Annotated in this window: 26 protein-coding genes; 17 read left to right on the top strand and 9 right to left on the bottom strand. The window is 54.0% G+C overall.

Translation table 11 applies throughout. The features are described 5' to 3' along the window. Positions 1–50: 50 nt before the first annotated feature. Positions 51–449, bottom strand: a complete 399-nt coding sequence (locus tag J1782_RS22350) for a YgiW/YdeI family stress tolerance OB fold protein (protein WP_193333091.1) — start codon at positions 447–449, stop codon at positions 51–53. Between the two features lie 172 nt (positions 450–621). Between J1782_RS22350 and J1782_RS22345 the strand changes: the two genes are divergently transcribed. The 10 genes from J1782_RS22345 to J1782_RS22300 all read left to right on the top strand — a co-directional run bounded on the left by J1782_RS22345 (position 622) and on the right by J1782_RS22300 (position 10195). After that, the gene (locus J1782_RS22345) at positions 622–1065 is read left to right on the top strand and encodes a DUF2919 domain-containing protein (RefSeq protein ID WP_217153921.1); all 444 of its coding nucleotides are present in this window, start codon (positions 622–624) and stop codon (positions 1063–1065) included. 147 nt (positions 1066–1212) lie between these two features. Continuing rightward, positions 1213–1836 (top strand): RpoE-regulated lipoprotein, encoded by a 624-nt coding sequence (locus J1782_RS22340; RefSeq protein WP_208951296.1) that lies wholly within the window; start codon positions 1213–1215, stop codon positions 1834–1836. Positions 1837–1960: 124 nt separating this feature from the next. After that, entirely contained in the window at positions 1961–2860 is a 900-nt protein-coding gene (locus tag J1782_RS22335; RefSeq protein WP_152324522.1) for a Dyp-type peroxidase, read from the top strand. A gap of 247 nt (positions 2861–3107) precedes the next feature. Next, positions 3108–4130 carry a sulfate ABC transporter substrate-binding protein gene (locus tag J1782_RS22330; RefSeq protein WP_152324521.1) on the top strand — a complete coding sequence of 341 codons (1023 nt, stop codon included), beginning with the start codon at positions 3108–3110 and terminating at the stop codon, positions 4128–4130. After that, a complete protein-coding gene (gene cysT / locus J1782_RS22325; RefSeq protein ID WP_101076275.1) occupies positions 4130–4960 on the top strand; it encodes a sulfate/thiosulfate ABC transporter permease CysT in 831 nt (276 codons plus the stop codon). Before J1782_RS22330 ends, cysT begins: the two co-directional genes overlap by 1 nt. Continuing rightward, positions 4960–5835 (top strand): sulfate/thiosulfate ABC transporter permease CysW, encoded by an 876-nt coding sequence (cysW, locus tag J1782_RS22320; protein WP_152324520.1) that lies wholly within the window; start codon positions 4960–4962, stop codon positions 5833–5835. The genes cysT and cysW overlap by 1 nt, the downstream gene beginning before the upstream one ends. Then, positions 5825–6919: a sulfate/thiosulfate ABC transporter ATP-binding protein CysA gene (gene cysA / locus J1782_RS22315; protein ID WP_165058434.1), complete on the top strand. Its 1095-nt coding sequence runs from the start codon at positions 5825–5827 to the stop codon at positions 6917–6919. Before cysW ends, cysA begins: the two co-directional genes overlap by 11 nt. A gap of 116 nt (positions 6920–7035) precedes the next feature. Then, a complete protein-coding gene (gene cysM, locus J1782_RS22310) occupies positions 7036–7920 on the top strand; it encodes a cysteine synthase CysM (protein ID WP_152324518.1) in 885 nt (294 codons plus the stop codon). A gap of 258 nt (positions 7921–8178) precedes the next feature. Continuing rightward, positions 8179–8862, top strand: coding sequence for a response regulator transcription factor (locus J1782_RS22305; RefSeq protein WP_101076260.1), 684 nt, complete (start codon positions 8179–8181; stop codon positions 8860–8862). After that, positions 8843–10195 (top strand): ATP-binding protein, encoded by a 1353-nt coding sequence (locus J1782_RS22300; protein WP_152324517.1) that lies wholly within the window; start codon positions 8843–8845, stop codon positions 10193–10195. Before J1782_RS22305 ends, J1782_RS22300 begins: the two co-directional genes overlap by 20 nt. A gap of 86 nt (positions 10196–10281) precedes the next feature. On the opposite strand, the gene crr is transcribed toward J1782_RS22300, so the two are convergent. The 5 genes from crr to cysZ form a co-directional block, all read right to left on the bottom strand. After that, entirely contained in the window at positions 10282–10791 is a 510-nt protein-coding gene (gene crr / locus J1782_RS22295; RefSeq protein WP_152324516.1) for a PTS glucose transporter subunit IIA, read from the bottom strand. Positions 10792–10839: 48 nt separating this feature from the next. Then, on the bottom strand, positions 10840–12567 hold the full coding sequence (gene ptsI, locus J1782_RS22290) for a phosphoenolpyruvate-protein phosphotransferase PtsI (RefSeq protein ID WP_217153920.1): 1728 nt from the start codon (positions 12565–12567) through the stop codon (positions 10840–10842). Between the two features lie 49 nt (positions 12568–12616). Next, positions 12617–12874, bottom strand: coding sequence for a phosphocarrier protein Hpr (ptsH, locus tag J1782_RS22285; RefSeq protein ID WP_013574433.1), 258 nt, complete (start codon positions 12872–12874; stop codon positions 12617–12619). A 401-nt stretch (positions 12875–13275) separates the two neighbouring features. Next, the gene (cysK, locus tag J1782_RS22280; RefSeq protein WP_152324514.1) at positions 13276–14241 is read right to left on the bottom strand and encodes a cysteine synthase A; all 966 of its coding nucleotides are present in this window, start codon (positions 14239–14241) and stop codon (positions 13276–13278) included. A 234-nt stretch (positions 14242–14475) separates the two neighbouring features. Further along, positions 14476–15261, bottom strand: coding sequence for a sulfate transporter CysZ (cysZ, locus tag J1782_RS22275; RefSeq protein WP_217153919.1), 786 nt, complete (start codon positions 15259–15261; stop codon positions 14476–14478). 223 nt (positions 15262–15484) lie between these two features. Between cysZ and zipA the strand changes: the two genes are divergently transcribed. From zipA to J1782_RS22260, 3 genes are all read left to right on the top strand, one after another. Continuing rightward, positions 15485–16462 (top strand): cell division protein ZipA, encoded by a 978-nt coding sequence (gene zipA, locus J1782_RS22270; RefSeq protein WP_152324512.1) that lies wholly within the window; start codon positions 15485–15487, stop codon positions 16460–16462. 71 nt (positions 16463–16533) lie between these two features. Next, entirely contained in the window at positions 16534–18555 is a 2022-nt protein-coding gene (gene ligA, locus J1782_RS22265; protein WP_217153918.1) for an NAD-dependent DNA ligase LigA, read from the top strand. Between the two features lies 1 nt (position 18556). Then, the gene (locus J1782_RS22260) at positions 18557–18799 is read left to right on the top strand and encodes a DUF3820 family protein (protein ID WP_217153917.1); all 243 of its coding nucleotides are present in this window, start codon (positions 18557–18559) and stop codon (positions 18797–18799) included. A 54-nt stretch (positions 18800–18853) separates the two neighbouring features. Here the strand turns inward: J1782_RS22260 and J1782_RS22255 are convergent, their stop codons facing one another. Next, on the bottom strand, positions 18854–19843 hold the full coding sequence (locus J1782_RS22255; RefSeq protein ID WP_217153916.1) for a bile acid:sodium symporter family protein: 990 nt from the start codon (positions 19841–19843) through the stop codon (positions 18854–18856). Positions 19844–19941: 98 nt separating this feature from the next. Here J1782_RS22255 and J1782_RS22250 point away from each other — a divergent pair, with 98 nt between their 5' ends. After that, positions 19942–20868 carry a LysR family transcriptional regulator gene (locus tag J1782_RS22250; protein ID WP_217153915.1) on the top strand — a complete coding sequence of 309 codons (927 nt, stop codon included), beginning with the start codon at positions 19942–19944 and terminating at the stop codon, positions 20866–20868. A gap of 32 nt (positions 20869–20900) precedes the next feature. On the opposite strand, the gene J1782_RS22245 is transcribed toward J1782_RS22250, so the two are convergent. Together J1782_RS22245 and J1782_RS22240 are read right to left on the bottom strand one after the other, a co-directional pair. Then, entirely contained in the window at positions 20901–21239 is a 339-nt protein-coding gene (locus J1782_RS22245) for a FlxA-like family protein (RefSeq protein WP_152324507.1), read from the bottom strand. A gap of 116 nt (positions 21240–21355) precedes the next feature. Next, entirely contained in the window at positions 21356–21904 is a 549-nt protein-coding gene (locus J1782_RS22240; RefSeq protein ID WP_217153924.1) for a nucleotidyltransferase family protein, read from the bottom strand. Positions 21905–22159: 255 nt separating this feature from the next. Here J1782_RS22240 and eat point away from each other — a divergent pair, with 255 nt between their 5' ends. From eat to eutC, 3 genes are read left to right on the top strand one after another with little or no spacing between them, the layout of a single operon-like run. Then, positions 22160–23569, top strand: a complete 1410-nt coding sequence (gene eat, locus J1782_RS22235; RefSeq protein ID WP_152324505.1) for an ethanolamine permease — start codon at positions 22160–22162, stop codon at positions 23567–23569. A gap of 21 nt (positions 23570–23590) precedes the next feature. After that, entirely contained in the window at positions 23591–24973 is a 1383-nt protein-coding gene (locus tag J1782_RS22230) for an ethanolamine ammonia-lyase subunit EutB (protein WP_165058425.1), read from the top strand. An 11-nt stretch (positions 24974–24984) separates the two neighbouring features. After that, on the top strand, positions 24985–25794 hold the full coding sequence (gene eutC, locus J1782_RS22225) for an ethanolamine ammonia-lyase subunit EutC (RefSeq protein ID WP_165058424.1): 810 nt from the start codon (positions 24985–24987) through the stop codon (positions 25792–25794). Positions 25795–25801: the final 7 nt, after the last annotated feature.

Here is a 25801-nt window from a genome sequence, read left to right as displayed (position 1 = left end):
GCGGATGACTCACCGCCGGGGCTTTTTTACGTCAAATGCTTAACGAGCGATTACTTGATCACTTTTACGCTTTTGACGTCCACTTCCACAGAGTTCCAGTCTTTATCGACTTTACCTTCAATGCGGATTTTATCTTTTGGCGAGACGTTCTGACCCTGCCAGCGTTTACCGTCGATCTCCACGTTGAGCGTACCAGTGCTGTCGCGGAAAATATATTTGTCGTGATCGACGCGCTGATCGAGGAAGCCTTCGAGCATCACCCACTGATCGTCTTTCATCGTCTGCACATCTTTCACTGTGCTGAGCGCGGTAGTGCCGGTGAATCCACCCTGCGCCGCCGGTTGTGTTTGGGCTTCCTGCGCGGAAGGGCCGCTGAACCCGCCTGTTTGTTGTGCGAACGCTGTCGCTGAACAAAGTGTAATGAGGGTTGCCAGAGTGATCTTCTTCATCATAATAGGTCGTCCTTAATTTAACGTTTCCAGAGTACATTCCGGCAACAGTGAGATTTTTAAAGCCGTTGCCGCGTTGAGAAACAGTAAAGCAGATTGTTCTTAACAGTTTCTTAAGCTGCGTTGATTATTGTTCAATTTCACTTTGTTTGAAGGAATGTGTTTCACGTTTATGAATCCGGATGATTATAACGATCACGGTATGTTGCGGTTACCTCTGTGGTTCTGGACAATCCTGATTTTGCAGGCCCGCACGTGGCTGCTGTTCGTCATGGCGGGTGCCTCGCGCCAGCAGGGCAGCGATATGCTGTCGCTGTTTTACCCTGATCCGCAGAGTTTCTGGTCCGGCATGTTGCTGGGTTTACCGCCCGCACAGGTTTTCCTGCTGAGCGGACGCCGGCATCTGTGGCCACGCACCTGGCAGGCGGGTTACTGGCTATTGCTGGCGGGGATGTTCGCGACCTTTGCCTTGCAGGGTTTAGGCGTATGGCAAAGTACCGATACGCTGTCGGCAGTGGATATCATACTGGCGCTGCTCGATGCGGCCGCGCTGGCGTACTGGTTGCTCAGCCGCCGTTTGCGCGCCTGTTTCGATGCCGCGCGCCGTCTGGCCTGATGCCATTTCCCGGCCCGCGCTGAACTTTTTCGGAAAGAAAGTACTCGAACTGGCGCTTAACAACGATTTCCAAATAATAAATATGCTGCTGATTTATCCGTCAGGCCGCCCCGGTTTGCGGAAATTTGCAGGAAAGGAGTGTACCGAATGACTGTTCGCTTACGGGCCCGCCCGATGTTGCTGGCGTTACCGCTTTTTCTCGCCGGTTGCTCGTCAATGCCGTCCATGCCGCATATGTCATGGTCAGGTCTGAACCCGCTTAACTGGTTTGGCAGCAGCCTGACCGTGACCGATCAGGGCGTTGGCGGTATCACGGCCAGCACGCCACTGACGGAAACCGCCATCAAAGACGGGCTCAACGGTAACTATTCCCTGCGCAGCGGTATGTCGATGAGTGATGGCAAAATGCTGAGCTTCTTCCAGGCGATGGACGGCAAAGACGTGAAATTGTCCGTCAGCGGCGAGCCGAAAGGTAACGTGCAGCGGGTGGATGTGATGGATCCTGAAGTGGCGAGCGAGTGGGGCGTGAAAATTGGCACGTCGTTCAGCGATCTCTATACCAAAGCGTTTGATTCGTGCGTGAAAGGTGAAGGCGACGATGCGCAGAACGTGGAGTGTAAAGCGCCGCAAAGCGCGCATGTCACCTATGTGTTTAGCGGGATCTGGCACGGCCCGGAATCCCTGATGCCTTCTGACGACGCTCTGAAAGACTGGAAAGTCAGCAAAATCGTCTGGCGCGCGAATCCGCTGCAAACCGGTCAGACGCAGTAACGCCGCTTTTCGCTTGCCGGCGCTTTAGCCTGCAAAAGAAGTCCTCAATGCCTTGCCTTCGCGCAAGGCATTTTTATTGACATCCGGTATGATGGCGCCGGTCAATTTAACGAGGATGAGAAAAATGACTCAGGTTCAGAGCGGCATTTTGCCCGAACATTGCCGTTTCGCCATTTACATTGAAGCGAAAGCTCAGGGCGACCTGGATGCGCTCAGGCAGGGCTGCCGTGCATTTGTGGCCGCATTAAACGATATGCAGCAAAAATTCCCAGCTGAACATGTGGGTGCGGTCGTGGCTTTTGGTCACGACGTCTGGCGCGACCTGTCCGGTAATCAGGGCGCAGACGAGCTGAAAAACTTTGAGCCGCTGGGCAAAGGGCTGGCTCCGGCCACGCAGCGCGACATGCTGCTGCACATTCAGTCATTGCGCCATGATGTTAACTTCGCACTCGCACAGGCCGCGCTGAAAGCGTTTGGCGGTGCGATTGCGGTGCTAGAAGAAACTCATGGTTTCCGGGCCCTCGAAGAACGTGACCTTAGCGGTTTTGTCGACGGCACTGAAAACCCGAAAGCCGACGCCCGCGCTCAGGTTGCCATCATTCCTGAAGGTTCTGTGGATGCAGGTGGCAGCTACGTGATGGTTCAGCGCTGGAAACATAATCTGGTGCAATGGGAACGTTTCTCCGTGCAGCAGCAGGAAGAAGTGATTGGCCGCACGAAGGACACCGACGAAGAATTGGATCCGGAAACGCGCCCTGAAACTTCCCACGTCAGCCGTGTGGATCTGAAAGAAGACGGCAAAGGCCTGAAAATACTCCGCCAGAGCCTGCCTTATGGCACCGCCAGCGGCGAGCACGGCCTGTATTTCATCAGCTATGCCGCGCGTTTATGGAACATTGAGAAACAGCTGCTCAGTATGTTTGGCGATCTGGATGGCAAACGTGACGCGATGCTGCGTTTCACCCGTCCGGTGACCGGCAGCTATTTCTTCGCGCCGTCCCTGACCCGTCTGGCTGCACTGTAAGTTCTTTTTGCCGTAAGCTCTCTGTGCTGTAAAAAATATGCGTTCAGCGCGTCCGTTCCCGGGCGCGCTTTATTCCTTCCCTTCGTGTTTCTCCCTGCGTTTGTTAATGCCTTATAGCTTTTCATGCTTGAAAATCACCAAATGGTATATAAAACCGTTACAGCCTGAACCTCAGTTATAAATACACTGTGTGATATTGAGCGGCTTTTTTGACGCCGCATATCGGTTCATTCACCTGAGGCTGAGCATGAAAACGACGGATTTTGCTGGAAATTTGCTGAAAGGTTCGCTGGCTGCATTGTTGCTGACCAGCGGGGCGGCGTCTGCCACCGAATTGCTGAACAGTTCTTACGACGTTTCCCGCGAACTTTTTGCCGCGCTGAATCCGCCTTTTCAGAAACAGTGGGCAGATCAGAACAACGGCGACAAGCTGGAAATCAAACAGTCGCATGCCGGTTCATCCAAACAGGCGCTGGCCATTTTGCAGGGTCTGAAAGCCGACGTGGTGACTTACAACCAGGTGACGGACGTCCAGATCCTGCATGACAAAGGCAATCTGATCCCCGCTGACTGGCAAAGCCGTCTGCCGAATAACAGTTCCCCGTTCTATTCCACCATGGCGTTTCTGGTGCGCAAGGGAAATCCCAAAAACATCCACAGCTGGGATGATTTAGCCCGTCCCGGCGTCGCTCTGGTGTTCCCGAATCCGAAAACGTCCGGCAATGGCCGTTATACCTATCTCGGTGCATGGGGCGCTTACAATATTGAAGACAACAAAAATACCGCACAAACCCGCGCGAAAATGGCGAGTTTCCTCAAAAACGTGCAGGTGTTTGATACCGGCGGTCGCGGCGCAACAACGACGTTTGTGGAGCGCGGTCTGGGCGATGTGTTAATCAGCTTCGAGTCCGAAGTGAACAACATCCGCAAGCAGTATGGCGATGACAAATACGAAGTCATTGTGCCGAAGGTCGACATTCTGGCGGAGTTCCCGGTGGCCTGGGTCGACAAAAATGTCGAGAAAAACGGCACGGAGAAGGCAGCAAAAGATTATCTGAATTACTTGTGGAGCCCTCAGGCGCAAAAAATCATCACCAGTTTTAATTACCGCGTGTATGACAAAACGGCGATGTCGGCGGCAAAAGGGCAGTTCCCGGACACCAAACTGTTCAAGGTTGAAGACCAGTTCGGCGGCTGGCCACAAGTGATGGAAACCCATTTCAGTACCGGCGGTGAGCTGGACAAACTGTTAGAGCAAGGTCACCAGTAATGTTGTTGACGAGCAAACGCGTATTACCCGGATTTACCCTGAGCCTCGGCAGCAGCCTGCTGTTCGTCTGTCTGGTGTTATTGCTGCCTCTGAGTGCGCTGGTGATGCAGCTTTCCCAAATGACGCTGGCGCAATACTGGGATGTCATTACCAATGGTCAGGTGGTGGCGGCGTATAAAGTCACGCTGCTGGCGGCGGGCGTAGCGAGTATTTTCAACGGCTTATTCGGCATGCTGATGGCCTGGATCCTGACGCGTTATGAGTTTCCGGGCAAAAGCCTGATTGATGGCCTGATGGATTTGCCGTTTGCGTTACCGACCGCCGTGGCCGGTCTGACGCTGGCCGGGCTGTTTTCCACCACCGGTTTTTACGGCCAGTGGCTGGCGCATTTTGATATCAAAGTGGCCTACACCTGGCTGGGTATCGCCGTGGCAATGTCATTTACCAGCATTCCGTTTGTGGTGCGCACCGTGCAGCCGGTTCTGGAAGAACTGGGGCCGGAATATGAAGAAGCGGCCGAGACACTGGGCGCATCACGCTGGCAGAGTTTTCGCCGCGTAGTGTTGCCGGAAGTGATGCCTTCGCTGCTGGCGGGCACGGCGCTGTCGTTCACCCGCAGTCTGGGGGAATTTGGCGCGGTCATTTTCATCGCCGGGAATATTGCCTGGAAGACCGAAGTGACCTCGCTGATGATTTTCATCCGCTTGCAGGAATTTGATTATCCGGCGGCCAGCGCCATTGCGTCGGTGATCCTTGCGGCGTCGCTGCTGTTGCTGTTTGCGATTAACACCTTACAGAGCCGTTATGGCCGTCGTCTGGGAGGCCAGTAATGTCTGATATTCCGGCTTTTGCAGGCGAAACCCGCCAGCGTATCGACTGGGTGAAATGGCTGCTTATCGGCACCGGCGTGCTGATTTGTGTTCTGCTGCTGGTGATCCCGATGATCAGCATTTTTGTGCTGGCGTTTTCGGACGGCATCGCGGCGGTCTGGAAGAATTTGTCAGATTCCGACATGTTGCATTCCATCTGGCTGACCGTGCTGATGGCGCTGATCACCGTGCCGGTTAACCTGATTTTCGGCACGCTGCTGGCCTGGCTGGTGGCGCGGTTTAACTTCCCGGGGCGTCAGTTGCTTCTGACGCTGATCGACATCCCGTTTGCCGTCTCGCCTGTGGTGGCCGGTTTGCTATATCTGCTGTTCTACGGCACCAACGGCCCGCTCGGCGGCTGGCTCGATGCGCACAACATTCAGTTTATGTTCGCGTGGCCGGGCATGGTGATGGTGACGATTTTCGTGACCTGTCCGTTTGTTATCCGTGAGCTGGTGCCGGTGATGCTGAGCCAGGGCAGCCACGAAGATGAGGCAGCGGTGTTGCTCGGGGCGTCCGGCTGGCAGATGTTCCGCCGCGTGACGTTACCCAATATTCGCTGGGCTTTGCTGTACGGCGTGGTGCTGACCAATGCCCGCGCGATTGGCGAGTTCGGTGCCGTGTCGGTAGTGTCCGGTTCTATCCGTGGCGAAACCTACACGTTGCCTTTACAGGTTGAATTACTGCATCAGGACTATAACACCGCGGGCGCGTTTACTGCCGCCGCGCTGCTGACCCTGATGGCGATTGTCACACTGTTTCTGAAAAGCGGCCTGCAATGGCGTCTGAAGCGCCACAACGACCGTCTTGAGCGGGAGGAAAATCATGAGCATTGAAATTAACGGTATCAACAAATACTTTGGCCGCACGAAGGTGCTCAATGATATTTCGCTCGATATTGCTTCCGGTGAGATGGTTGCGCTGCTCGGGCCATCCGGTTCCGGCAAAACGACGCTGCTGCGCATTATCGCCGGTCTGGAGAACCAGAGCGCCGGTCGCCTGAGTTTCCATGACAAAGACGTGACCCGCGTGCATGCCCGCGATCGTCAGGTCGGTTTTGTGTTCCAGCATTACGCACTGTTCCGCCACATGACGGTGTTCGACAATATTGCCTTCGGCCTGACCGTTTTGCCGCGTCGCGAGCGTCCGAACGCCGAAGCGATTAAGCAGAAAGTGACAAAATTGCTGGAGATGGTGCAGTTAAGCCATCTGGCAAACCGCTATCCGGCGCAGCTTTCCGGTGGTCAGAAACAGCGTGTTGCGCTGGCGCGTGCGCTGGCCGTGGAACCGCAGATTCTGCTGCTCGATGAACCGTTTGGTGCGCTCGATGCGCAGGTGCGTAAAGAACTGCGCCGCTGGCTGCGTCAGTTACATGAAGAGCTGAAATTCACCAGCGTATTCGTGACTCACGATCAGGAAGAAGCCATGGAAGTGGCGGATCGCGTCGTGGTGATGAGCCAGGGCAATATTGAGCAGGTGGGCGCACCGCAGGAAATCTGGCGTGAACCGGCGACCCGCTTCGTGCTGGAATTCATGGGCGAAGTGAATAAAATCAGCGGCGACATTCGTGGCTCACAGCTGTATGTGGGCGCACATCACTGGCCGCTGGAGAACCCGCCGCTGCATCAGGGCGCGGTGGATTTGTTCCTGCGTCCGTGGGAGATGGAAATTACCGCCCAGAGTACGCCACGTTGCCCGCTGCCGGTAAAAGTGCTGGAAGTCAGCCCGCGTGGTCACTTCTGGCAACTGATTGTGCAGGCCGAAGGCTGGCATGACGAACCGCTTTCCGTGGTACTTTCTGATACTCACGGCAACGCGGCTCCGCAGCGCGGCGATCGTTTTTATGTCGGCGGGCTGAACGGACGCCTGTATGCGGGCGATCAGCCGCTACAACCCGTTGCGTTAGCGAAGAGCGCCTGATATTTTTTAATCAGCAGGTTTCTCCGGGCGGTCTCTGAGCCGCCCTTTTTATCGTCTGATATCTCTTTATGTAGTTTTTATCAGTTCATAGTTCGTTTTGATATAAGGCAAGCCCCGTGAGTACGCTCGAACATTACATCGGTAATACACCGCTGGTGAGATTACAGCGATTACCCAAAGATCTGGACAGTGAGATTTGGGTCAAGCTGGAAGGCAATAATCCTGCCGGTTCGGTCAAGGATCGCGCTGCGCTGTTTATGATTGAACAGGCAGAAAAGCGTGGTGAAATCCGTCCGGGCGATACGCTGATTGAAGCGACCAGCGGAAATACCGGGATCGCGCTGGCCATGATTGCCGCGCTCAAAGGTTATAAGCTGAAATTGCTGATGCCGGAAAATATGAGCCTGGAACGGCAGGCGTCAATGCGCGCCTATGGCGCAGAGCTTTTGCTGGTCAGTCGTGCGCAGGGCATGGAAGGCGCACGCGATCTGGCGCTGGAAATGGAAAAGCAGGGGCTGGGTAAGGTGCTGGATCAGTTTAATAATCCGGATAACCCGCTGGCGCATTTCACCACCACCGGCCCGGAAATCTGGCAACAAACACACGGGCGCGTCACGCATTTTGTTTCCAGCATGGGCACTACGGGCACAATCACCGGCGTCAGCCGCTTTTTGCGCAGCCAGCATGCGGGCGTGCAGATCATTGGTCTGCAACCGGCGGAAGGCAGCAGCATTCCGGGCATCCGCCGCTGGCCGCAGGCGTATCTGCCCGGCATTTTCAATCCTGAGCTGGTGGATGAAGTGATGGACATGGGGCAGGGCGAAGCAGAAGACACGATGCGCGCACTGGCGCGTGAGGAAGGGCTCTTTTGCGGCGTGAGTTCCGGCGGCGCTGTAGCAGGCGCGCTGCGCGTTGCCAGAAGCCATCCGGGCAGCGTGGTGGTCGCGATTATCTGCGATCGCGGCGACCGTTATCTCTCGACGGGCGTTTTTTCTGACTAAGAACTCCTGACGTAAAGCGTGGTCACATTTAACAGGCAGGCCTTTGCGCCTGCCTTTTGCTTTCTGTTAAACGCTAACAGATTGATTTTAATCTTCTATAATAGTGATAGCGTAAAACACGTTACCTTTATTCCTTACACTCGGGTTTCTGCGGGATGAAATTCTGTCAGAGACTGTGTAAAAAAAGAGTAAAAGCGGCTGCGTAATGCAGGCTTAGTGGTAAAAATGACCAAAATTTTAGCCAGGCGGAAATAAAGAATGAAAATTTTGTTAGTCGATGACGATCTTGAATTAGGCACCATGCTCAGTGAATACCTGATCGCAGAAGGTTTTGACGCCTCTCTGGTGCTGACCGGTAAAGCGGGCGTGGAAGGCGCGATGTCTGGCGAATATACCGCAATGATCCTCGACATTATGCTGCCGGATATGAGTGGTATTGATGTACTGCGTCAGGTGCGCAAAAACAGCCGTCTGCCGATTATCATGCTGACGGCCAAAGGCGACAATATTGACCGCGTGATCGGCCTGGAAATGGGCGCTGACGATTATATGCCAAAACCGTGCTATCCGCGTGAACTGGTGGCGCGCCTGCGTGCGGTGCTGCGTCGTGTTGAAGAGCAGCAGGAGTCGCATTCTGATTCCTCATCGGTTAACTACGGCGACCTGACGCTGAATCCGGCGACCCGCAGCAGCGAATGGCGCGGTGTTCCGTTTGACCTGACGGCTTCAGAATTCAATCTGCTGGAACTGCTGCTGCGTTCGCCTGAACGCGTGGTGTCAAAAGATGAGCTGTCGGAAAAAGGTTTAGGGCGTCCGCGTGAAGCTTACGACCGCAGTATTGATGTGCACATCAGTAACATCCGTCAGAAACTGGGGTCACTGGAAGGTGGCGATATTCTGACTATTGAAACGGTGCGAAGCATTGGCTATCGAATCCGCTAAACGTCTGCGCGGAAGGTTGTTCTGGAAAATCCTCCTGGGATTCTGGTTTACCTTCGTGGCAATCACTCAGGGGCTCTGGGTGGTTTTTGCTTTCTATAATCCGCATGAACCGCCGGAAAGTGGCATTGCCCGGCGCTTTGTAAAGCTACAGATTACCTCGGCAGTTTCCACGCTCCATTCCGGGGGCCTGCCCGCGCTAAATGCCATGATGGCCGACTGGCCGGAAGATGATCGTCAATTCTTCTCGGTAACGCCTTCACTGCTTCCTGCGCAAGGCAGCACGATACAGGATCTGGAGCCGGGTAAGATACCACATGAAGTGGTGGAGTTCGTGCAAGGGCCGGACGGTCAAGGTTACAGGCTTCGTTACGACGTCGCCGGGCTGATGGACGAGTACCGGCCAAGAAGACACCGGGAATTGCTAAACATGCCGCCGCCGTTGCTCTGGCTGGGCGGGTTAGGCGGTCTGTTATTCAGTGCGGTTCTGGCCTGGAATCTGACAAGGCCGATGTTGCAAATGCGTAAAGCGTTCGGGCGGGTTGCACAGGGCGATTTATCGGTGCGTCTGTTTTCCAGTATGGGCAAACGGCACGATGAGTTGTCCGAGGTGGCGCGTGATTTCGACTCGATGGCAGAACGCCTGCAGGTGCTGGTTAAAGCGCGTGAAGAGCTGTTGCACGACGTTTCGCATGAACTGCGTTCTCCTCTGGCCCGTTTGCAACTGGCCATTGGTCTGGCGCGGCAAAACCCGTCTAACGTTGAAACCTCTCTCAGCCGTATTGAGCACGAAGCGGGGCGTCTGGATAAGATGATTGGCGAACTGCTTGCGCTGTCGCGAACGGAAAACAGCGAAATCCCGGACGAAGAGTATTTTGATATGTACGGGCTGGTGGAAGCGGTCGTCAATGATGCCCGTTACGAAGCACAATTGCCGGGCGTGAATATCACGATGCACCCGGAAGTTCCGGATGAAATGGATTATACCGTGAAGGGCAATGCTGAGCTGATGCGGCGCGCGGTCGATAATGTGGTGCGTAATGCCCTGCGTTTTTCCGCGCGCGGGCAGACCATCGGCGTTTCTCTTGCACAGGTTGAAGAGTATTTACAGATTGAAGTGGCAGATCAGGGGCCGGGCGTGGAAGAGGATAAGCTGTCGAGTATCTTTGACCCGTTCGTACGCGTGAAATCACCGCTGTCTGGCAAAGGTTACGGCCTGGGGCTGGCGATTACCCGCAAAGTGATGCTGGCACATGATGGCAAAGTGGATGCCCGTAATGCGCAACCTCACGGGCTGGTGATCAGCCTGATGGTGCCGCACTGGAAATCCGCTTAATAATTCGAGCCGCAGAGATTCAGTTAGTAACAGGCAATAAAAAACGGCGCTGATTAGGCGCCGTTTTTAACTTCTCGCTGAGCGAATTACTTCTTGATGCGGATGATTGGGGTTTCGCCCACAGTCACGCTACCCGTCAGTTTAATCAGCTCTTTGATCTCGTCCATGTTAGAGATAACAACCGGAGTCAGTGTAGACTTCGCTTTCTCTTCCAGCAGGGCCAGATCAAATTCGATTACCAAATCGCCTTTCTTGACGCGCTGACCTTCTTCGGCGATACGTTTGAAGCCTTCGCCTTTCAGTTCAACGGTGTCGATACCGAAGTGAACAAACAGTTCAATGCCACTGTCGGATTCGATTGAGAAAGCATGGTTAGTTTCGAAGATTTTACCGATAGTCCCGTCAACCGGAGCAACCATTTTGTTGCCCGCAGGTTTGATAGCAATACCGTCGCCTACGATTTTCTCAGCGAAAACAACGTCAGGCACGTCTTCTATGTTGACAATTTCACCAGACAGCGGCGCCACGATTTCAATGATGCCAACGTCTTTTTTATCATCCGAAACCAATGATTTCAGTTTATCGAACAAACCCATGATCTTCTCCTAAGCATTAATTTGGGCAGCTATACCAGCATCGCGCAATTAGCAGAGTGTTTTTTCTTCAATGAACTTGTTAACCAGGTTCATCAACTCTTGCGCCGTAGGTTGGGCCAGGGCCTGATCTGCCAGCGCTTTCACATCTTCGAAGTTTGTATTGCGAATAATTTTCTTGATGCGTGGGATAGAGATAGCACTCATGCTGAACTCATCTAACCCCATGCCCAATAGAAGAAGTGTAGCACGTTCGTCACCGGCTAGCTCGCCGCACATCCCTGTCCATTTACCGGCAGCATGAGATGCGTCAATAACTTGCTTAATTAAACCAAGTACTGACGGAGACATTGGGTTGTACAGATGAGAAATCAGTTCGTTACCGCGATCCACTGCCAAAGTATACTGGGTAAGATCGTTTGTACCAATACTGAAGAAATCGACTTCTTTTGCCAGATGATGAGCAATCACAGCTGCAGCCGGAGTTTCAACCATCACGCCCACTTCGATAGTTTCATCGAATGCCTGGCCTTTCTCGCGCAGCTGCGCTTTCAGCATTTCCAGTTCTGCTTTCAGTTCGCGCACTTCTTCAACAGAAATGATCATCGGGAACATGATACGCAGTTTACCGAACGCCGAAGCACGCAGAATCCCTTTCAGCTGGTCGTGAAGAATTTCTTTACGGTCCAGACAGATACGGATTGCACGCCAGCCCAGGAACGGGTTTTCTTCTTTTGGCAGGTTCATGTACGGCAGGTCTTTGTCACCGCCGATGTCCATGGTACGTACGATAACTGCCTGTGAGCCCATCGCTTCAGCAACGGCTTTATACGCCTGGAATTGCTCTTCTTCGGTAGGCAGGCTGTCACGGTCCATGAACAGGAATTCTGTACGATACAGGCCGACACCTTCAGCGCCATTGCGCTCTGCACCGGCGACGTCGCGCACGGTACCGATGTTGGCACAAACTTCAACCTGATGACCATCCAGCGTAATTGCTGGCAAATCTTTCAGTTTAGTCAGTTCGTCTTTTTCTGAAATGTACTGGTTCTGAACGGCTTTCAGCTCATCAATAACGTCTGCTGTCGGGTTCACATAGATTTTATTGTTTACAGCGTCGAGGATCAGATAGTCATCATTTTTGACTTGTTTGGTCACGTCGCTGGTCCCTACGATTGCAGGTAATTCCAGGGAGCGCGCCATGATCGAGGTGTGAGAAGTACGGCCACCCAAATCGGTAATGAAGCCCAGAACCTTGTTCAGGTTCAGCTGCGCGGTTTCTGACGGCGTCAGATCGGTCGCTACCAGGATAACTTCGTCCTGGATTGAGCTCAGATCAACGATGGTCATGTCGAGAATGTTGCGCAGAAGACGTTTACCGATGTCACGCACGTCAGCCGCACGTTCTTTCAGGTATTCATCATCAAGCTCTTCCAGGGCTTTCGCCTGACCTTCAATGACAGAGTAAGCCGCCGCATCCGCAGAAGCGTGCTCGTCTTTGATGAGGGCTATGATTTCCTGTTCAAGCTCTTCGTCTTCCAACAACATGATGTGGCCTTCGAAGATGGCTTCTTTCTCTTCACCGAAGGTCTCACCGGCTTTGGTCTTGATCACTTCCAGCTGGGCTGATGCTTTCGCACGGCCAGCAAGGAAACGTTCAACTTCCTGATCAACCTGATCAGGAGAGATTTTTTTCCGGTTGATGACAATTTCATCTTCTTTCAACAGAAGTGCTTTGCCGAAAGCGATACCGGGAGATACTAAAATGCCTGAAATCATAACCCTACCTTTCTCTTGACTGGTTTAAACTATATAAGAGCGGCTGTTGTTACTCGAGCTCTGCCATCAGTTTTACCAAGTGTTCAACGGCTTTTTGCTCGTCTTCACCTTCAGCTGAGAGGGTCACAACGGTACCTTGGGTCAGGCCCAGAGTTTGCAGTTTGAACAGGCTTTTAGCACTGGCGCTTTTACCGTTTGAAGTCACGGTGATGTCAGAAGCAAAACCTTTGGCTTCTTTCACGAACTGTGCAGCAGGGCGAGTGTGCAGACCATTAGGAGCGGTAATAGTAACTTCTTGCTGGAACATTGTTGTTTCCCCAACTTATTAAAGTAATGTTGTGGGACTAAAGTTTAGCTTATAGGCTTCACTTTAGCCTGTAGAGATTAGCGCCTGACTATGGTTCAGGGGCAGGTTCAGATGCAACAGAAAAGAGAAAATAGCGCACTCAGCGATAAAACACTTTGCCCTAGATCCAAGCTTTCCTGTTATTCCGCCATTATGCCGTTTTTTTCCCTCATGTAACAAATCGGTAAATCGATTCAGCGGGCGGCGTCATGGATGCGATTAATTTCACGCAGCGAAATAATTGTCCGGTTAAATACTAAACCTGGCGCGTAAAATCAATGATGGAGTGGTATAAACTTTGACGTAGCCCACAAAAAAGCACCCCGAAAGGTGCTTTTTTAATCGCTTTTAAGGATGTGGCATTATTGTTGCAATTCTTTTTCCGTAAACAAATCTGCAAACAATGCGGTACTCAGATAGCGTTCGCCGGAGGATGGCAGGATAACGACGATAGTCTTATCGGCAAATTCCGGTTCTTTTGACAATTTCACGGCGGCTTCAACGGCTGCACCGGAAGAAATCCCCGCCAGTATGCCTTCTTCTTCCATCAGGCGACGTGCCATCTGGATTGATTCGTCATTAGTGATCAGCGTGACGCGATCCAGCAGTTCCAGATCCAGGTTACCCGGAATAAAACCGGCACCGATACCCTGAATTTTGTGCGGGCCTGGTTTTACTTCTTCGCCATTCAGTGTTTGAGTAATTACCGGAGAATCGGTTGGCTCAACGGCTACCAGCGTGACGCTGCTTTTTTTACTTTTCAGATAACGGCCAGTACCTGTGATAGTGCCGCCGGTGCCGACACCTGCAATCAGCACGTCAACCGCGCCATCGGTATCTTCCCAGATTTCCGGGCCGGTGGTTTGTTCGTGGATCGCCGGGTTTGCCGGGTTGCTGAACTGCTGAAGGATGAGGTAACGATCCGGATCGCTGGCCTGAATTTCTTCGGCTTTTGCAATCGCGCCTTTCATGCCTTTCGCGCCTTCTGTCAGAACCAAGTTTGCACCCAGCGCTTTCAGCAGCTTACGGCGTTCAACGCTCATGGTTTCCGGCATGGTCAGCGTGAGTTTATACCCGCGCGCGGCTGCGACGTACGCCAGCGCAATCCCGGTGTTCCCGCTGGTCGGTTCAACCAGTTCGATATCCTTGGTCAGAATGCCGCGTTTTTCAGCATCCCAAATCATGTTCGCGCCGATGCGACATTTCACGCTGAAGCTCGGGTTACGTGACTCGACCTTAGCCAGAATCCGGCCATTACCGATACGGTTCAGGCGAACCAGTGGCGTATGGCCAATTGTTAATGAATTGTCTTCATAGATCTTGCTCATAACCCGTCCTTTAACTGTATGAAATATTCACGGTGTGAAGCTTTCAACACTATGAAATTAGTGGGAATCAGAAAAGCATACGCGAACGGCTTTCCGAGTGAAGTAAGGTTTTGGTATTTGCTATACCGATCCGTTATTAAGAAATAAGTTTGGGATAAAAAAGTCAAGCATAGCAAACAGCCGCACGGAGGCGGCTGTTGAGGAAAAAATACAGTTGAAGTGCGGATTGTGCCGCTATTTTCGCGTGGTATTGACGTCGATATTATTTTTTACATACACCACGCGGTAACGGTCGCACCACATGGCAGTGGCCCCGCAAACGGCGACGGGCAGGATCACCAGATTCAGCACCGGAATCATGGTGAACAGGCTGACCAGCGATCCAAACTGCATGTTGTCGATTTTGTTGCTGCCGAGCGAGCGGCGCATATCGGCAAAGCTGACTTTATGGTTATCGAACGGGTAGTCGCAATACTGAATCACCACCATCCACGCGCTGAAGAAGAACCACAGCACCGGCGCGATGGTCTGGCCAATCACCGGAATGAAATACAATGCAAACAACAGCACGGCGCGGGGCAGATAATACGCCAGTTTCTGCCATTCGCGTTTCATGATGCGCGGCAGATCTTTCATGATGTCCCAGATACCGCTGTCAGGCAGCGGTTTGCCGGTCAGGCGCGCTTCGAGCTGTTCCGCGAGTAATCCGCTGAACGGCGCGGCTATCCAGTTAGCAATCGTGCTGAAGAAGTAGCTGAACACCAGCAGCACCGAAAGCACGACGATCGGCCAGACCAGATAATCCAGCCAGCTGAGCCAGGCCGGGACTTTACTCATCATCGCCGGGATCCACTCTCCCAATTTGGTAAACAGCCACCAGAACGCGCCGCCCATCAGGACAACGTTCACGGCCAGCGGTAAAATCACAAAACGTCGTATGCCGGGTAAGGAAATAAGCGCCCAGCCTTGTCTGAAATAATGCACGCCGTTTTCCTGTCTGGCGCTTTGCGATGAAGTCATAAACGAAATTTTCTCTCTGAGTTGAATGACATGGGCTATCATATCGGTATGATTTTCCACTGGCTAGCGGTGGATTGGCTGAAAAAACAGCAAAAAAAGGTGCAACTACCCTATTTATTAGCAGAAAGTAGAGTCGAGACTTGCACTTATCTACGTGGGCAAATAGAGTTAATATTGTGAATGTTTGCCGTGGTGGCAATGAATTAGAACAACAGAGATAGCAATGATGCAGGATTTGCGTCTGATATTAATCGTTGTTGGCGCGATCGCCATAATAGCGTTGTTGTTACACGGTTTGTGGACCAGCCGTAAAGAACGCTCTTCGCTTTTTCGTGATCGCCCAGCTAAACGTGTGAAAAAAGAACGGGAGCAATCTCCGTCTGACGATTTTGTCGATGGAGTGGGTGAAGTGCGCGTGCGTCCTGCTTATCCTCAGGATGAACCGACTTTCGGTCAGTATGACGACGAGCCGGAACAGACTGCACCGCCACGTCAGCCGCAGGTTCCACCTGCGCAGCCAGCGCCTGTTGCCCGTCCTCAACAACCGGTTCGCCCGCAGCAACATGCTGTGCAGGAGGACCCGTTGCTCAGTGGCTATTCCGCCGCTGAACCTGAGGCAACGCGTCGCGAACCTGTCGCTGATTTTGCCCCTGAGGTAAAATCGCACGCGCCGGTTCCACCGCAGGAGATTCATGCCGAGGCCGCACCGGCGGCGAAAGCAGAACCTCAGCCAGCGCCTTTTGCGCCTGCTGAAGAAGCGCCGGCAGAGAAAGCTAAACTGAAAGAAACCGTTCTTGTTCTGCACGTTGCAGCGCATCAGGGCGGCGTGATTGGCGGAGAAGTGTTGCTTAACAGCGTGCTTCAGTCCGGCTTCCAGTTTGGCGCTATGAATATTTTCCATCGTCACGTCAGCCCTGCTGGCAGCGGTCCGGTATTGTTCAGTCTGGCCAATATGGTCAAACCGGGGTCGTTTGATCCTGACAATATGTCCGACTTCTCCACCCCTGGCGTTACGTTGTTCATGATGGTGCCTTGCTACGGCGATGCGCATCAGAACTTCAAATTGCTGCTGCAGTCAGCCCAGCGTATTGCCGATGATGTCGGTGCGATGGTGCTTGATGATGAGCGTCGTATGATTACGCCGCAGAAGCTTGAAACGTACAAAGCGCGGATCCGTGAGGTCCTCGAGGCGACCGCCTGATTCTGGCGTTCGTGAAACACCCATTCCCCTAACCCCCGCTTGCCGGGGGTTTTTTATCTCCACGGTGAGTCATGGCCACTATCGAAGAACAGATCAATCATTTACGCACTCAGCTGCGTCATCACGAATATCAGTATCACGTTCTGGATGCCCCGGAAGTGCCGGATGCCGAATATGACCGCTTAATGCGCGAACTGCGCGAGCTGGAAACCGCGCATCCTGAGCTGATTACTACTGACTCGCCGACTCAGCGCGTGGGCGCCGCGCCGCTATCTGCTTTCGAGCAGGTGAAACACCGTGTGCCGATGCTGTCGCTGGACAACGTTTTCGATGAAGAAAGCTATCTGGCGTTTTATAAACGCGTTCAGGACCGGCTGAAAACCGCTGAACCGCTGACATTCTGCTGTGAGCTGAAGCTCGACGGCCTGGCGGTCAGTTTGCTGTATGAGAATGGCGAACTGGTGCAGGCGGCAACGCGGGGTGACGGCACAACAGGCGAGAACATCACGGCCAATGTGCGCACTATCCGCGCCATTCCGCTGCGTCTGCACGGTGACAATATTCCTGAGCGTCTGGAAGTGCGTGGCGAAGTCTTTATGCCGCAGCCGGGCTTTGAAGCGATGAATGAAGAAGCACGGCGCACCGGCGGGAAAGTGTTCGCGAACCCGCGTAATGCGGCGGCAGGTTCTTTGCGCCAGCTCGATCCGCGTATCACGGCTAAACGCCCGCTGACCTTCTTCTGCTACGGTGTTGGCCTGCTGGAAGGCGGTGAACTACCACGCAGCCACTATGAACGCCTGCAACAATTCAAAGCCTGGGGATTACCGGTCAGCGACCGTGTCCGTGTGTGCACCGGCAGCGATGATGTGCTGGCGTTTTACCGTCAGGTTGAAGCCGATCGCCCGTCGCTCGGTTTTGATATCGACGGCGTGGTGGTCAAAATTGATTCCCTGGATATTCAGGAAACGCTGGGCTTTGTGGCGCGTGCACCGCGCTGGGCAACGGCGTTTAAATTCCCGGCGCAGGAACAGATTACGCTGGTGAAAGACGTGGAGTTTCAGGTCGGGCGTACCGGCGCGATCACGCCGGTGGCACGTCTGGAGCCGGTGCTGGTCGCGGGCGTGATGGTCAGTAACGCCACACTGCATAATGCGGATGAAATCGAGCGGCTGGGTCTGCGTATCGGCGATACTGTGATTGTCCGCCGTGCCGGTGATGTTATCCCGCAGGTGGTGGGTGTCGTGCTGGATGAACGTCCTGAGGATGCCCGTGAAGTGGTTTTTCCGACGCATTGCCCGGTCTGTCATTCAGACGTTGAGCGTGTCGAAGGCGAAGCCGTAGCGCGTTGTACCGCTGGCCTGATTTGTGGCGCGCAGCGCAAAGAGGCGCTGAAGCATTTCGTTTCCCGCCGCGCGCTGGACGTTGACGGTATGGGCGACAAAATTATCGATCAGCTGGTGGAAAAAGAGTACGTCAAAAACCCGGCGGATCTGTTCCGTCTGACCGCAGGAAAGCTCACCGGGCTGGATCGCATGGGGCCTAAATCTGCCCAAAATGTAGTGAATGCGCTGGAAAAAGCCAAAGAAACTACGCTGGCGCGATTCCTCTACGCGCTCGGTATTCGTGAAGTCGGCGAAGCCACTGCGGCCAATCTGGCAGCGCATTACGGTTCGGTGGAAGCCTTGCGGGCTGCAGATATTGAATCGCTGAAAACCGTGCAGGATGTCGGTGAAGTGGTCGCGAAACACGTGGTGAATTTCCTGTCGGAAGAGCATAACCAGCAGGTGATTGATGAGCTGTTAAGCCCCGAAATCAACATTCACTGGCCGGAAGTGCAGGTGATTGTGCCGGAAGAAATCGACAGTCCGTTTGCCGGTAAAACCGTGGTGCTGACAGGATCGCTGTCCATTTTGTCGCGCGATGAAGCGAAAGATCGTCTGACTGCGCTGGGGGCAAAAGTGTCCGGCAGCGTGTCGAAGAAAACCGATCTGGTGATCGCCGGTGAAGCGGCGGGATCAAAACTGGCGAAAGCGCAGGAACTTGGCATCGAAGTCATCGACGAAGCGGAGATGATCCGCCTGCTGGGCGACTAAAATGGAAAAAGAAGATCTGATTAAAATCGCCAATACAGTGATGCCTTTTGGCAAATATGCCGGAAGGGTGCTGATTGATTTGCCTGAGGAATATCTGCTGTGGTTCGCCCGCAAAGATGAATTTCCGGAGGGGAAACTCGGCGAGCTGATGCAACTGACGTTGGCGATTAAAAGCGAAGGGCTGCAAAGCCTGATTAATCCGCTGCGCCGTAACGGGCCGGGCTTGAGCGGTACGGACGAATAATAACGTTTCATGCTGATGCTAAAGGCGCTGATTTCAGCGCCTTTATTTTTGCCATTACTCCGCCACCTGCGCCTGTCTGAGCGCCACTTCCTTTTGCTTTCTCTGATAGCGTTTCGCCAGCACCGCACAGGTCATCAGTTGCACCTGATGGAAAATCATCAGCGGCAGAACCATCATGCCAATCGCACTGACCGGGAAGAGGATATTGGCCATCGGAATACCGTTCGCCAGGCTCTTTTTGGAACCGCAGAACACAATGGTAATTTCATCCGGTTTACTGAACCCCAGCCAGCGTGCGGCGTAGGTATTGATCACCAGAATAATGGCCAGCAGCACCAGACTGAATACCACGATAAACAGCAGCGAACCGAGACCCACCTGATGCCAGATCCCCTGCGTGACGGCTTCACTGAACGCGGAGTACACCACCAGAAGGATCGACGTCTGGTCGGTTTTACCGATTATCTTACGGTGACGTTCCACAAAGCCACCGATCAGCGGACGCAGCAAATGCCCGGCAATAAACGGCACCAGCAGTTGCAGAACGATATGCCCGACCTGCGCCAGACCATTACCGGTTTCGCCCTGAACGTGCATCAGCAAACTGACCAGCAGCGGCGATACAAATATCCCCAGCAGGCTGGACGCCGACGCGCTGCACACCGCCGCCGCGACGTTTCCGCCCGCCAGAGAGGTAAATGCGATAGCTGACTGAACGGTCGCCGGCAAAATACACAGATACACAAATCCGCTGTAAATCTGCGGGCTGACATCGACCGGATGCCACCACTGGAACAGCAGGCCGAGGCTCGGGAACAGAATGAAGGTGCTGAACATCACCCACAAATGCAGCCGCCAGTTATTGCTGCCCTGAAAAATGGCTGCGCGCGACAGCTTGGCGCCGTGCATAAAGAACAACAAGCCGATGGCGAAAATAGTCAGATTGTTGAAAAAGGCGACAAACATCCCGCTGGCAGGAAAGAATGTGGCGAGTAAAACGGTGGCGATCAGCGTTAAGGTGAAACGATCGGGTAAGAAGCGCATGCAGATTCTCTGAAAAGTCGTAATGGAATTCCGCTATTTTGAGCGCTTGCGATACAATTAAAAAATTGATTTATTTAATCCATTGATGTGGAAAATTCATGAATTACTCTCTCAGGCAGCTTCGGGTTTTTGTTGCGGTAGCGCGCTATGGCAGTTTCAGCCGGGCAGGGGAAGCGATCGGTCTTTCACAGTCTGCCGTCAGCCACAGTATGAAAGAGCTGGAAGCCGAAATGGGCGTCCGGTTGCTGGACCGCACAACGCGGGAAGTTGTGCTGACCAGCGCGGGGCTGAGTTTGTCAAAGCGGGTGGAGCCGTTGCTCGATGAACTGCACGCAATGCTGCTCGATACCCGGAGCTTCGGAACACAGCACAATGGCCGCGTCAGAATCGCCTCCAGCCAGACCATTTCCGCGCAACTGATGCCGCAATGTATCGCCAGCGGGCAGGCACAATATCCCGATATTCGCATTTTGCTGCGCGACCAGGCGCAGCAGCTGGTGCTGAGCAGTGTGAGAAATGCGGAAGTGGATTTCGGCATTGTGATCGACCCTGGTGAGAGCACGGATCTCGACTGTGAGCCGATCTTGCATGAGCCTTTTTTGCTGTTGTGCCGCGAGGATCATCCTTTTGCCGTACAAACGGCTGTCGGCTGGCCGTCGCTTAACGGTTGCAAACTGGTGTTGCAGGACTACGCATCAGGTAGCCGGATACTCATCGACGGCGCGCTGAAAGCGCAGAAAGTGAAGGCGGAAATCGTGCAGGAAATTGGTCATCCGGCCACGTTATTCCCGATGGTTGAAGCAGGCATTGGAATCAGCGTGTTGCCCGCACTGGCGCTGCCGATGCCGGAGGGCAGCCGTCTGGTCATAAAACCGCTGGTGCCGGAAATTAACCGCGTACTGATGCTGGTGAAACGCAAAAACCGGTCGCTCTCGCCGGCGGCGCAGGCCATCTGGCAGGTCGTGAAAGAACAGGCGGATTTACTGAGGGAAAAACGCAGCCAGCAGGGCGTTTACAGCTTCTGACGTCTTGCTGGCTGTTTGGATATTTACTGCGATCAGACGTAGATATCGATGGCGTTCGTGTCGGACGGTTTGTTCACGCCTTCTTTCTTCGTTTCAGCGGCAGCTTGTTGCTGCTGTTGCTGCTGAAGCGCTTTCTGAGCTTGCTGCTGTTCGATTTGCGCAATTTGCTGTTGCAGCAATTCGATCTGTTGTTGCAGAAGTTCCTGTTGTTGCTGAACATCTTCAGTGCTGCCGCCTGAGCTGCTCAGGTTTTTAACCTGTTCAGTCAGCTTCGCAATCTGTTTGGTTAACTGAGCAATCTGGCTTGAGCTGCCGGAGTCACTGGTGGACGCCGAGCTCACCGAACTGCTGGTGGCGCTGATAGTAGTCATAATACCTCACTGTGTTGTCATAACGGTGCTGCCATAAAATTTTGCACGTAAGAGTGCTTAACAGGTATCGGCAGCCATCAGCCCGGCTTTACTGAGTTTTCATATTCCTTACAGTGTTAACGCATTTCTTGCACTCTTAGCTCCGGCCATAACGCCAGCCAGCCTTTGTCATTCACGCGTTGCGCGAAAACAGAAGGGATGGCGTGGCGCGGATTCGGCGTGATACTAAAGGCAAACAGCGCTTCCAGCCCTAAAGGCGCGATCAGTTCAATTTGCCCGTCGGCGTTAATTCTCGCGCCGATGGCGGTTTCCACTTCCACCCAATGACTCATCGCTTCTGCGCTGGAAGAATAGGGCGCGTGCCCGTGACGCTCATGCATCCGCGCCTGATTTTTCACCGACCAGGGTAATTCGGGCGAATCTTTCATCAGACGCTGTTCGTAGCGTTCGTCAGCCTGCGCGCTGCAATCCTCGCGATTGAAATACACCACGTCGATGTCATTGAGCGGCGTGGCTTGCGCGTGGCCATGCAGCCGGTCCCAGACCAGATTGCGGACGAATCCCGCCGCCAGCCACGCATCATTGAGTTCCAGCTCCCTGACCTGCAAAAGTGCTTTCAGGTGCAGCGGCTCCTCTGCCAGCCAGGTTGTAATTTGTTGTTCCATTTCCGTCACGCGAAACCTCCCGTTTTGTTGAGCTCAAATTGTAGCGTCTGTGGATGACATTTTCCCTCGCACCGTTTCGGGCAATCCCTTTACTTCGGCGCGCCAAAATGAAGCAAGCCGCCCCGTGGCCAGGCTACAGGCCGCGCCGGCTCTGCCTTTCTTAAGTGGTACAGCCTTTGCAATATCCCCTGCGGGCAAAACAGCTGAAATACTCTTCGAACAATAATTGCATTATCACCGGGCAGGGGATCACATATGCAAACCACGAAAGTCACACCTGTTTTAAAGCGTACGCTTGGCAGTTTTAAACTTTGGGGCATTGCCGTCGGACTGGTTATTTCCGGCGAATATTTTGGCTGGAGTTACGGCTGGGCGCAGGCGGGCACGCTGGGATTTCTTATTACCGCGCTGGTTATTGCCGCCATGTATTGCGCCTTTATCTTTAGTTTCACTGAACTCACCACATCGATTCCGCATGCGGGCGGGCCTTTCGCTTACGCTTACCGCGCATTCGGCCCGACGGGCGGTTTTGTCGCCGGATTTGCCACGCTGGTGGAATTTGTTTTTGCGCCGCCCGCGATAGCCATGGCGATTGGTGCCTATCTCAACGTGCAGTTTCCGGCGATTGAACCGAAATGGGTGGCGGTCGGCGCGTACATTGTCTTTATGGTGCTCAACATACTGGGCGTCAGCATTGCGGCAACTTTCGAATTGCTGGTGACGTTACTGGCAATATTCGAATTGCTGGTCTTTATGGGCGTCGTTGCACCGGGTTTTGAGATATCGAACTTTGTACACGGCGGCTGGGCGGGCAGCGATACCTTCAGCCCGGCGGCATTCTCCGGCATTTTCGCCGCCATTCCTTTTGCCATCTGGTTCTTTCTGGCAATTGAAGGCGCGTCGATGGCCGCAGAAGAAGCCAAGGATCCGCAGCGTACCATTCCGAAAGCGTTTATCGGCGGGATCCTGACCCTGACCGTTCTCGCGCTGGGCGTCATGCTGTTTGCCGGTGGCGTGGGCGACTGGACCAAACTTTCGAACATCAACGACCCGTTACCGCAGGCGATGAAACTGATTGTCGGCAGCAACAGTGGCTGGTTACACATGCTGGTCTGGCTGGGGCTGTTCGGCCTGATCGCGTCATTCCACGGCATCATCATGGGTTATTCACGGCAGATTTTTGCGCTGGCGCGGGCGGGTTATCTGCCTAAACGCCTGTCGAGCGTGAATGCGCGTTTCCAGACGCCGCATCTGGGCATTATTGCCGGTGGTATTGTCGGCATTGCAGCGATTTTCTCTGATTCCCTGATTGTAATTGGCGGGCAACCGCTGACGGCGAATATCGTGACAATGTCGGTGTTTGGCGCGATTGTGATGTATATCATTTCGATGGCGGCGCTGTTCAAACTGCGTCGCAGCGAACCGAACCTGATCCGTCCGTTCCGTGCGCCACTCTATCCTTTTGCGCCAGCACTGGCGCTGGTGCTGGCGGTAGTCTGTCTTATCGCTATGATCTACTACAACACCTTATTGTTTATGATCTTCGCCGCCATGATGTTGCTGGCTTACGCCTGGTTCCGCCTGACCCATCAGGCTCGCGCTGATGCCGCTGAAGATCTGCAATTACGCGGGCTACAGCCGGTTCCGGCCAAAAATGGCAAATAATCCGGCCTGCTAAGGAGTGCTATGTTTCAGACGACATTGAGCCACCGCCGCTATCAGTTTGCGGATTTACGCGAACTGATGGCAAAAGCGTCCCCCGCACGGTCGGGGGATTATCTGGCCGAAGTGGCGGCCGCCAGCGCGGAAGAGCGTATGGCGGCAAAAATGGCGCTGGCGGAGGTTCCGCTCAAGACGTTCCTGCAACAACTGCTGGTGCCTTATGAAGAGGATGAAGTCACCCGGCTGATTATTGATACGCACGACGTCACTGCGTTTGCCGCGATTTCCCATCTGACCGTGGGCGATTTCCGTGACTGGCTGCTCAGTGAAAAAACCGACAGCTTCACGCTGGCCGCCGTGGCAAAGGGCATTACGCCGGAAATGGCGGCGGCGGTCAGTAAGCTGATGCGCAATCAGGACCTGATCCTGGTGGCAAAAAAATGCCGGGTGATCACCAAATTCCGCAATACCATCGGGCTGCCGGGTCACATGAGCGTGCGGCTGCAACCCAATCATCCTACCGATAATTTGCAGGGCATTGCGGCCAGCATGCTCGACGGTTTGCTTTACGGCTCCGGCGACGCGGTGATTGGTATCAATCCCGCCAGTGACAGTTTGCCGTTGCTGGAAAATCTCAATTACATGCTGGATGACATCATCACTCGCTTTGAAATTCCCACGCAGTCTTGTGTGCTGACGCACGTCACCAATACCATCAAACTGGTGGAGCGCGGCGCCCCGGTCGATCTGGTCTTTCAGTCGATAGCGGGAACGGAAGCGGCGAACAGCGGTTTCGGCATCAATCTGGCGCTGCTGGCAGAAGCCCAGCAGGCGGCGCTCAGCCTGAAACGTGGCACACTTGGCGACAACGTGATGTATTTCGAAACCGGGCAGGGTAGCTGTTTATCCGCCAATGCGCATTTCGGGGTCGATCAGCAAACCTGCGAGGCGCGTGCCTACGCCATCGCCCGCCATTTTTCCCCGTTGCTGATTAACACCGTGGTCGGTTTTATCGGGCCGGAATATCTGTATGACGGCAAACAAATTATCCGCGCCGGTCTGGAAGACCATTTCTGCGGAAAATTGCTGGGCGTGCCGCTCGGCTGCGATGTGTGTTACACCAACCACGCCGAAGCCGATCAGGACGATATGGACACTTTGCTGACGCTGCTGGGCGCCGCCGGGCTGACGTTCCTGATTGGCGTGCCGGGCGCGGATGACATCATGCTTAACTATCAGAGCACCTCTTTCCATGACGCGCTGTACATCCGCGAATTACTCGGGCTGAAACATGCGCCGGAATTTGCCGTCTGGCTGGAGAAAATGAAAATAATCGATCCGCAGGGCGCGTTGCAGGATACCCGCGCATCGCATCCTTTACTGCGCCAGTTACCGCAACTCAACTGAGGTCTGCGCTGATGAAGAAAGAAAAAGAGCAGGGGTTATCGCCGCTGGTGCATAACAACCCGTGGGAGACATTGCGCCAGTTTACCGCCGCACGTATTGCGCTGGGACGAACCGGTTCGAGTCTGCCGACGGATGAACTGCTGCGTTTTGGTCTGGCTCACGCACAGGCGCGGGACGCGGTGCATCAGCCGTTCGACAGCCAGTCGCTCGAGCCGGAATTATTTGCACTGGGACTGGAAACCCTGACTGTCGCCAGCGCCGCGCCTGACAGGGCAACGTATCTGTGCCGGCCAGATCTCGGGCGCAGATTGTCCGAAAATAGCCGTCAGGCTTTGCAGCGGCTGACGGCGGAGCCCGCCGACGTGGTACTGGTGATTGCCGACGGGTTGTCATCAAAAGCTGTTCACCGGCAGGCTGTGCCGCTGATTGCGGCGTTATTGCCGTATCTGCGTACCCTTGAGCTGAAATTAGGACCGGTGGTGCTGGCACATCAGTCGCGGGTCGCGCTGGGCGATGACATCGCGCAGGCAATGAAAGCCAGAGCGGTGGCGATTCTGATTGGAGAACGTCCGGGTTTATCTTCACCGGACAGTCTCGGGATTTACATGACCTGGGGGCCGCACACCAAAAGGCTGGAATCAGAACGCAATTGTATTTCGAATGTGCGCCCGGAAGGACTGAACTATCCGCAGGCGGCTTTTAAGCTGGCATGGCTGCTCGAACAATCGTTTCAGCGCAAATTATCGGGCGTGAACCTGAAGGATGAAAGCGATAACCCGGCGCTGCACAATAAAGTGGTGCCGATGTTTAAGCTGGAGTAGGGGAGGG

This window comes from Rahnella sp. BCC 1045, from assembly GCF_019049615.1.
Classification (GTDB): domain Bacteria; phylum Pseudomonadota; class Gammaproteobacteria; order Enterobacterales; family Enterobacteriaceae; genus Rahnella; species Rahnella contaminans.
The sequence above is the reverse complement of the archived record's forward strand: the minus strand, read 5'-3'. Positions and strand labels throughout refer to the sequence as shown.

Excerpts from the sequence above, each read along its gene's own strand:
- J1782_RS22350 (WP_193333091.1), bottom strand. The coding sequence starts at position 449 with ATGAAGAAGATCACTCTGGCAACCCTCATTACACTTTGTTCAGCGACA.
- J1782_RS22345 (WP_217153921.1), top strand. The coding sequence starts at position 622 with ATGAATCCGGATGATTATAACGATCACGGTATGTTGCGGTTACCTCTG.
- J1782_RS22340 (WP_208951296.1), top strand. The coding sequence starts at position 1,213 with ATGACTGTTCGCTTACGGGCCCGCCCGATGTTGCTGGCGTTACCGCTT.
- J1782_RS22335 (WP_152324522.1), top strand. The coding sequence starts at position 1,961 with ATGACTCAGGTTCAGAGCGGCATTTTGCCCGAACATTGCCGTTTCGCC.
- J1782_RS22330 (WP_152324521.1), top strand. The coding sequence starts at position 3,108 with ATGAAAACGACGGATTTTGCTGGAAATTTGCTGAAAGGTTCGCTGGCT.
- cysT (WP_101076275.1), top strand. The coding sequence starts at position 4,130 with ATGTTGTTGACGAGCAAACGCGTATTACCCGGATTTACCCTGAGCCTC.
- cysW (WP_152324520.1), top strand. The coding sequence starts at position 4,960 with ATGTCTGATATTCCGGCTTTTGCAGGCGAAACCCGCCAGCGTATCGAC.
- cysA (WP_165058434.1), top strand. The coding sequence starts at position 5,825 with ATGAGCATTGAAATTAACGGTATCAACAAATACTTTGGCCGCACGAAG.
- J1782_RS22305 (WP_101076260.1), top strand. The coding sequence starts at position 8,179 with ATGAAAATTTTGTTAGTCGATGACGATCTTGAATTAGGCACCATGCTC.
- crr (WP_152324516.1), bottom strand. The coding sequence starts at position 10,791 with ATGGGTTTGTTCGATAAACTGAAATCATTGGTTTCGGATGATAAAAAA.
- ptsI (WP_217153920.1), bottom strand. The coding sequence starts at position 12,567 with ATGATTTCAGGCATTTTAGTATCTCCCGGTATCGCTTTCGGCAAAGCA.
- ptsH (WP_013574433.1), bottom strand. The coding sequence starts at position 12,874 with ATGTTCCAGCAAGAAGTTACTATTACCGCTCCTAATGGTCTGCACACT.
- cysK (WP_152324514.1), bottom strand. The coding sequence starts at position 14,241 with ATGAGCAAGATCTATGAAGACAATTCATTAACAATTGGCCATACGCCA.
- cysZ (WP_217153919.1), bottom strand. The coding sequence starts at position 15,261 with ATGACTTCATCGCAAAGCGCCAGACAGGAAAACGGCGTGCATTATTTC.
- zipA (WP_152324512.1), top strand. The coding sequence starts at position 15,485 with ATGATGCAGGATTTGCGTCTGATATTAATCGTTGTTGGCGCGATCGCC.
- ligA (WP_217153918.1), top strand. The coding sequence starts at position 16,534 with ATGGCCACTATCGAAGAACAGATCAATCATTTACGCACTCAGCTGCGT.
- J1782_RS22260 (WP_217153917.1), top strand. The coding sequence starts at position 18,557 with ATGGAAAAAGAAGATCTGATTAAAATCGCCAATACAGTGATGCCTTTT.
- J1782_RS22255 (WP_217153916.1), bottom strand. The coding sequence starts at position 19,843 with ATGCGCTTCTTACCCGATCGTTTCACCTTAACGCTGATCGCCACCGTT.
- J1782_RS22250 (WP_217153915.1), top strand. The coding sequence starts at position 19,942 with ATGAATTACTCTCTCAGGCAGCTTCGGGTTTTTGTTGCGGTAGCGCGC.
- J1782_RS22245 (WP_152324507.1), bottom strand. The coding sequence starts at position 21,239 with ATGACTACTATCAGCGCCACCAGCAGTTCGGTGAGCTCGGCGTCCACC.
- J1782_RS22240 (WP_217153924.1), bottom strand. The coding sequence starts at position 21,904 with ATGGAACAACAAATTACAACCTGGCTGGCAGAGGAGCCGCTGCACCTG.
- eat (WP_152324505.1), top strand. The coding sequence starts at position 22,160 with ATGCAAACCACGAAAGTCACACCTGTTTTAAAGCGTACGCTTGGCAGT.
- J1782_RS22230 (WP_165058425.1), top strand. The coding sequence starts at position 23,591 with ATGTTTCAGACGACATTGAGCCACCGCCGCTATCAGTTTGCGGATTTA.
- eutC (WP_165058424.1), top strand. The coding sequence starts at position 24,985 with ATGAAGAAAGAAAAAGAGCAGGGGTTATCGCCGCTGGTGCATAACAAC.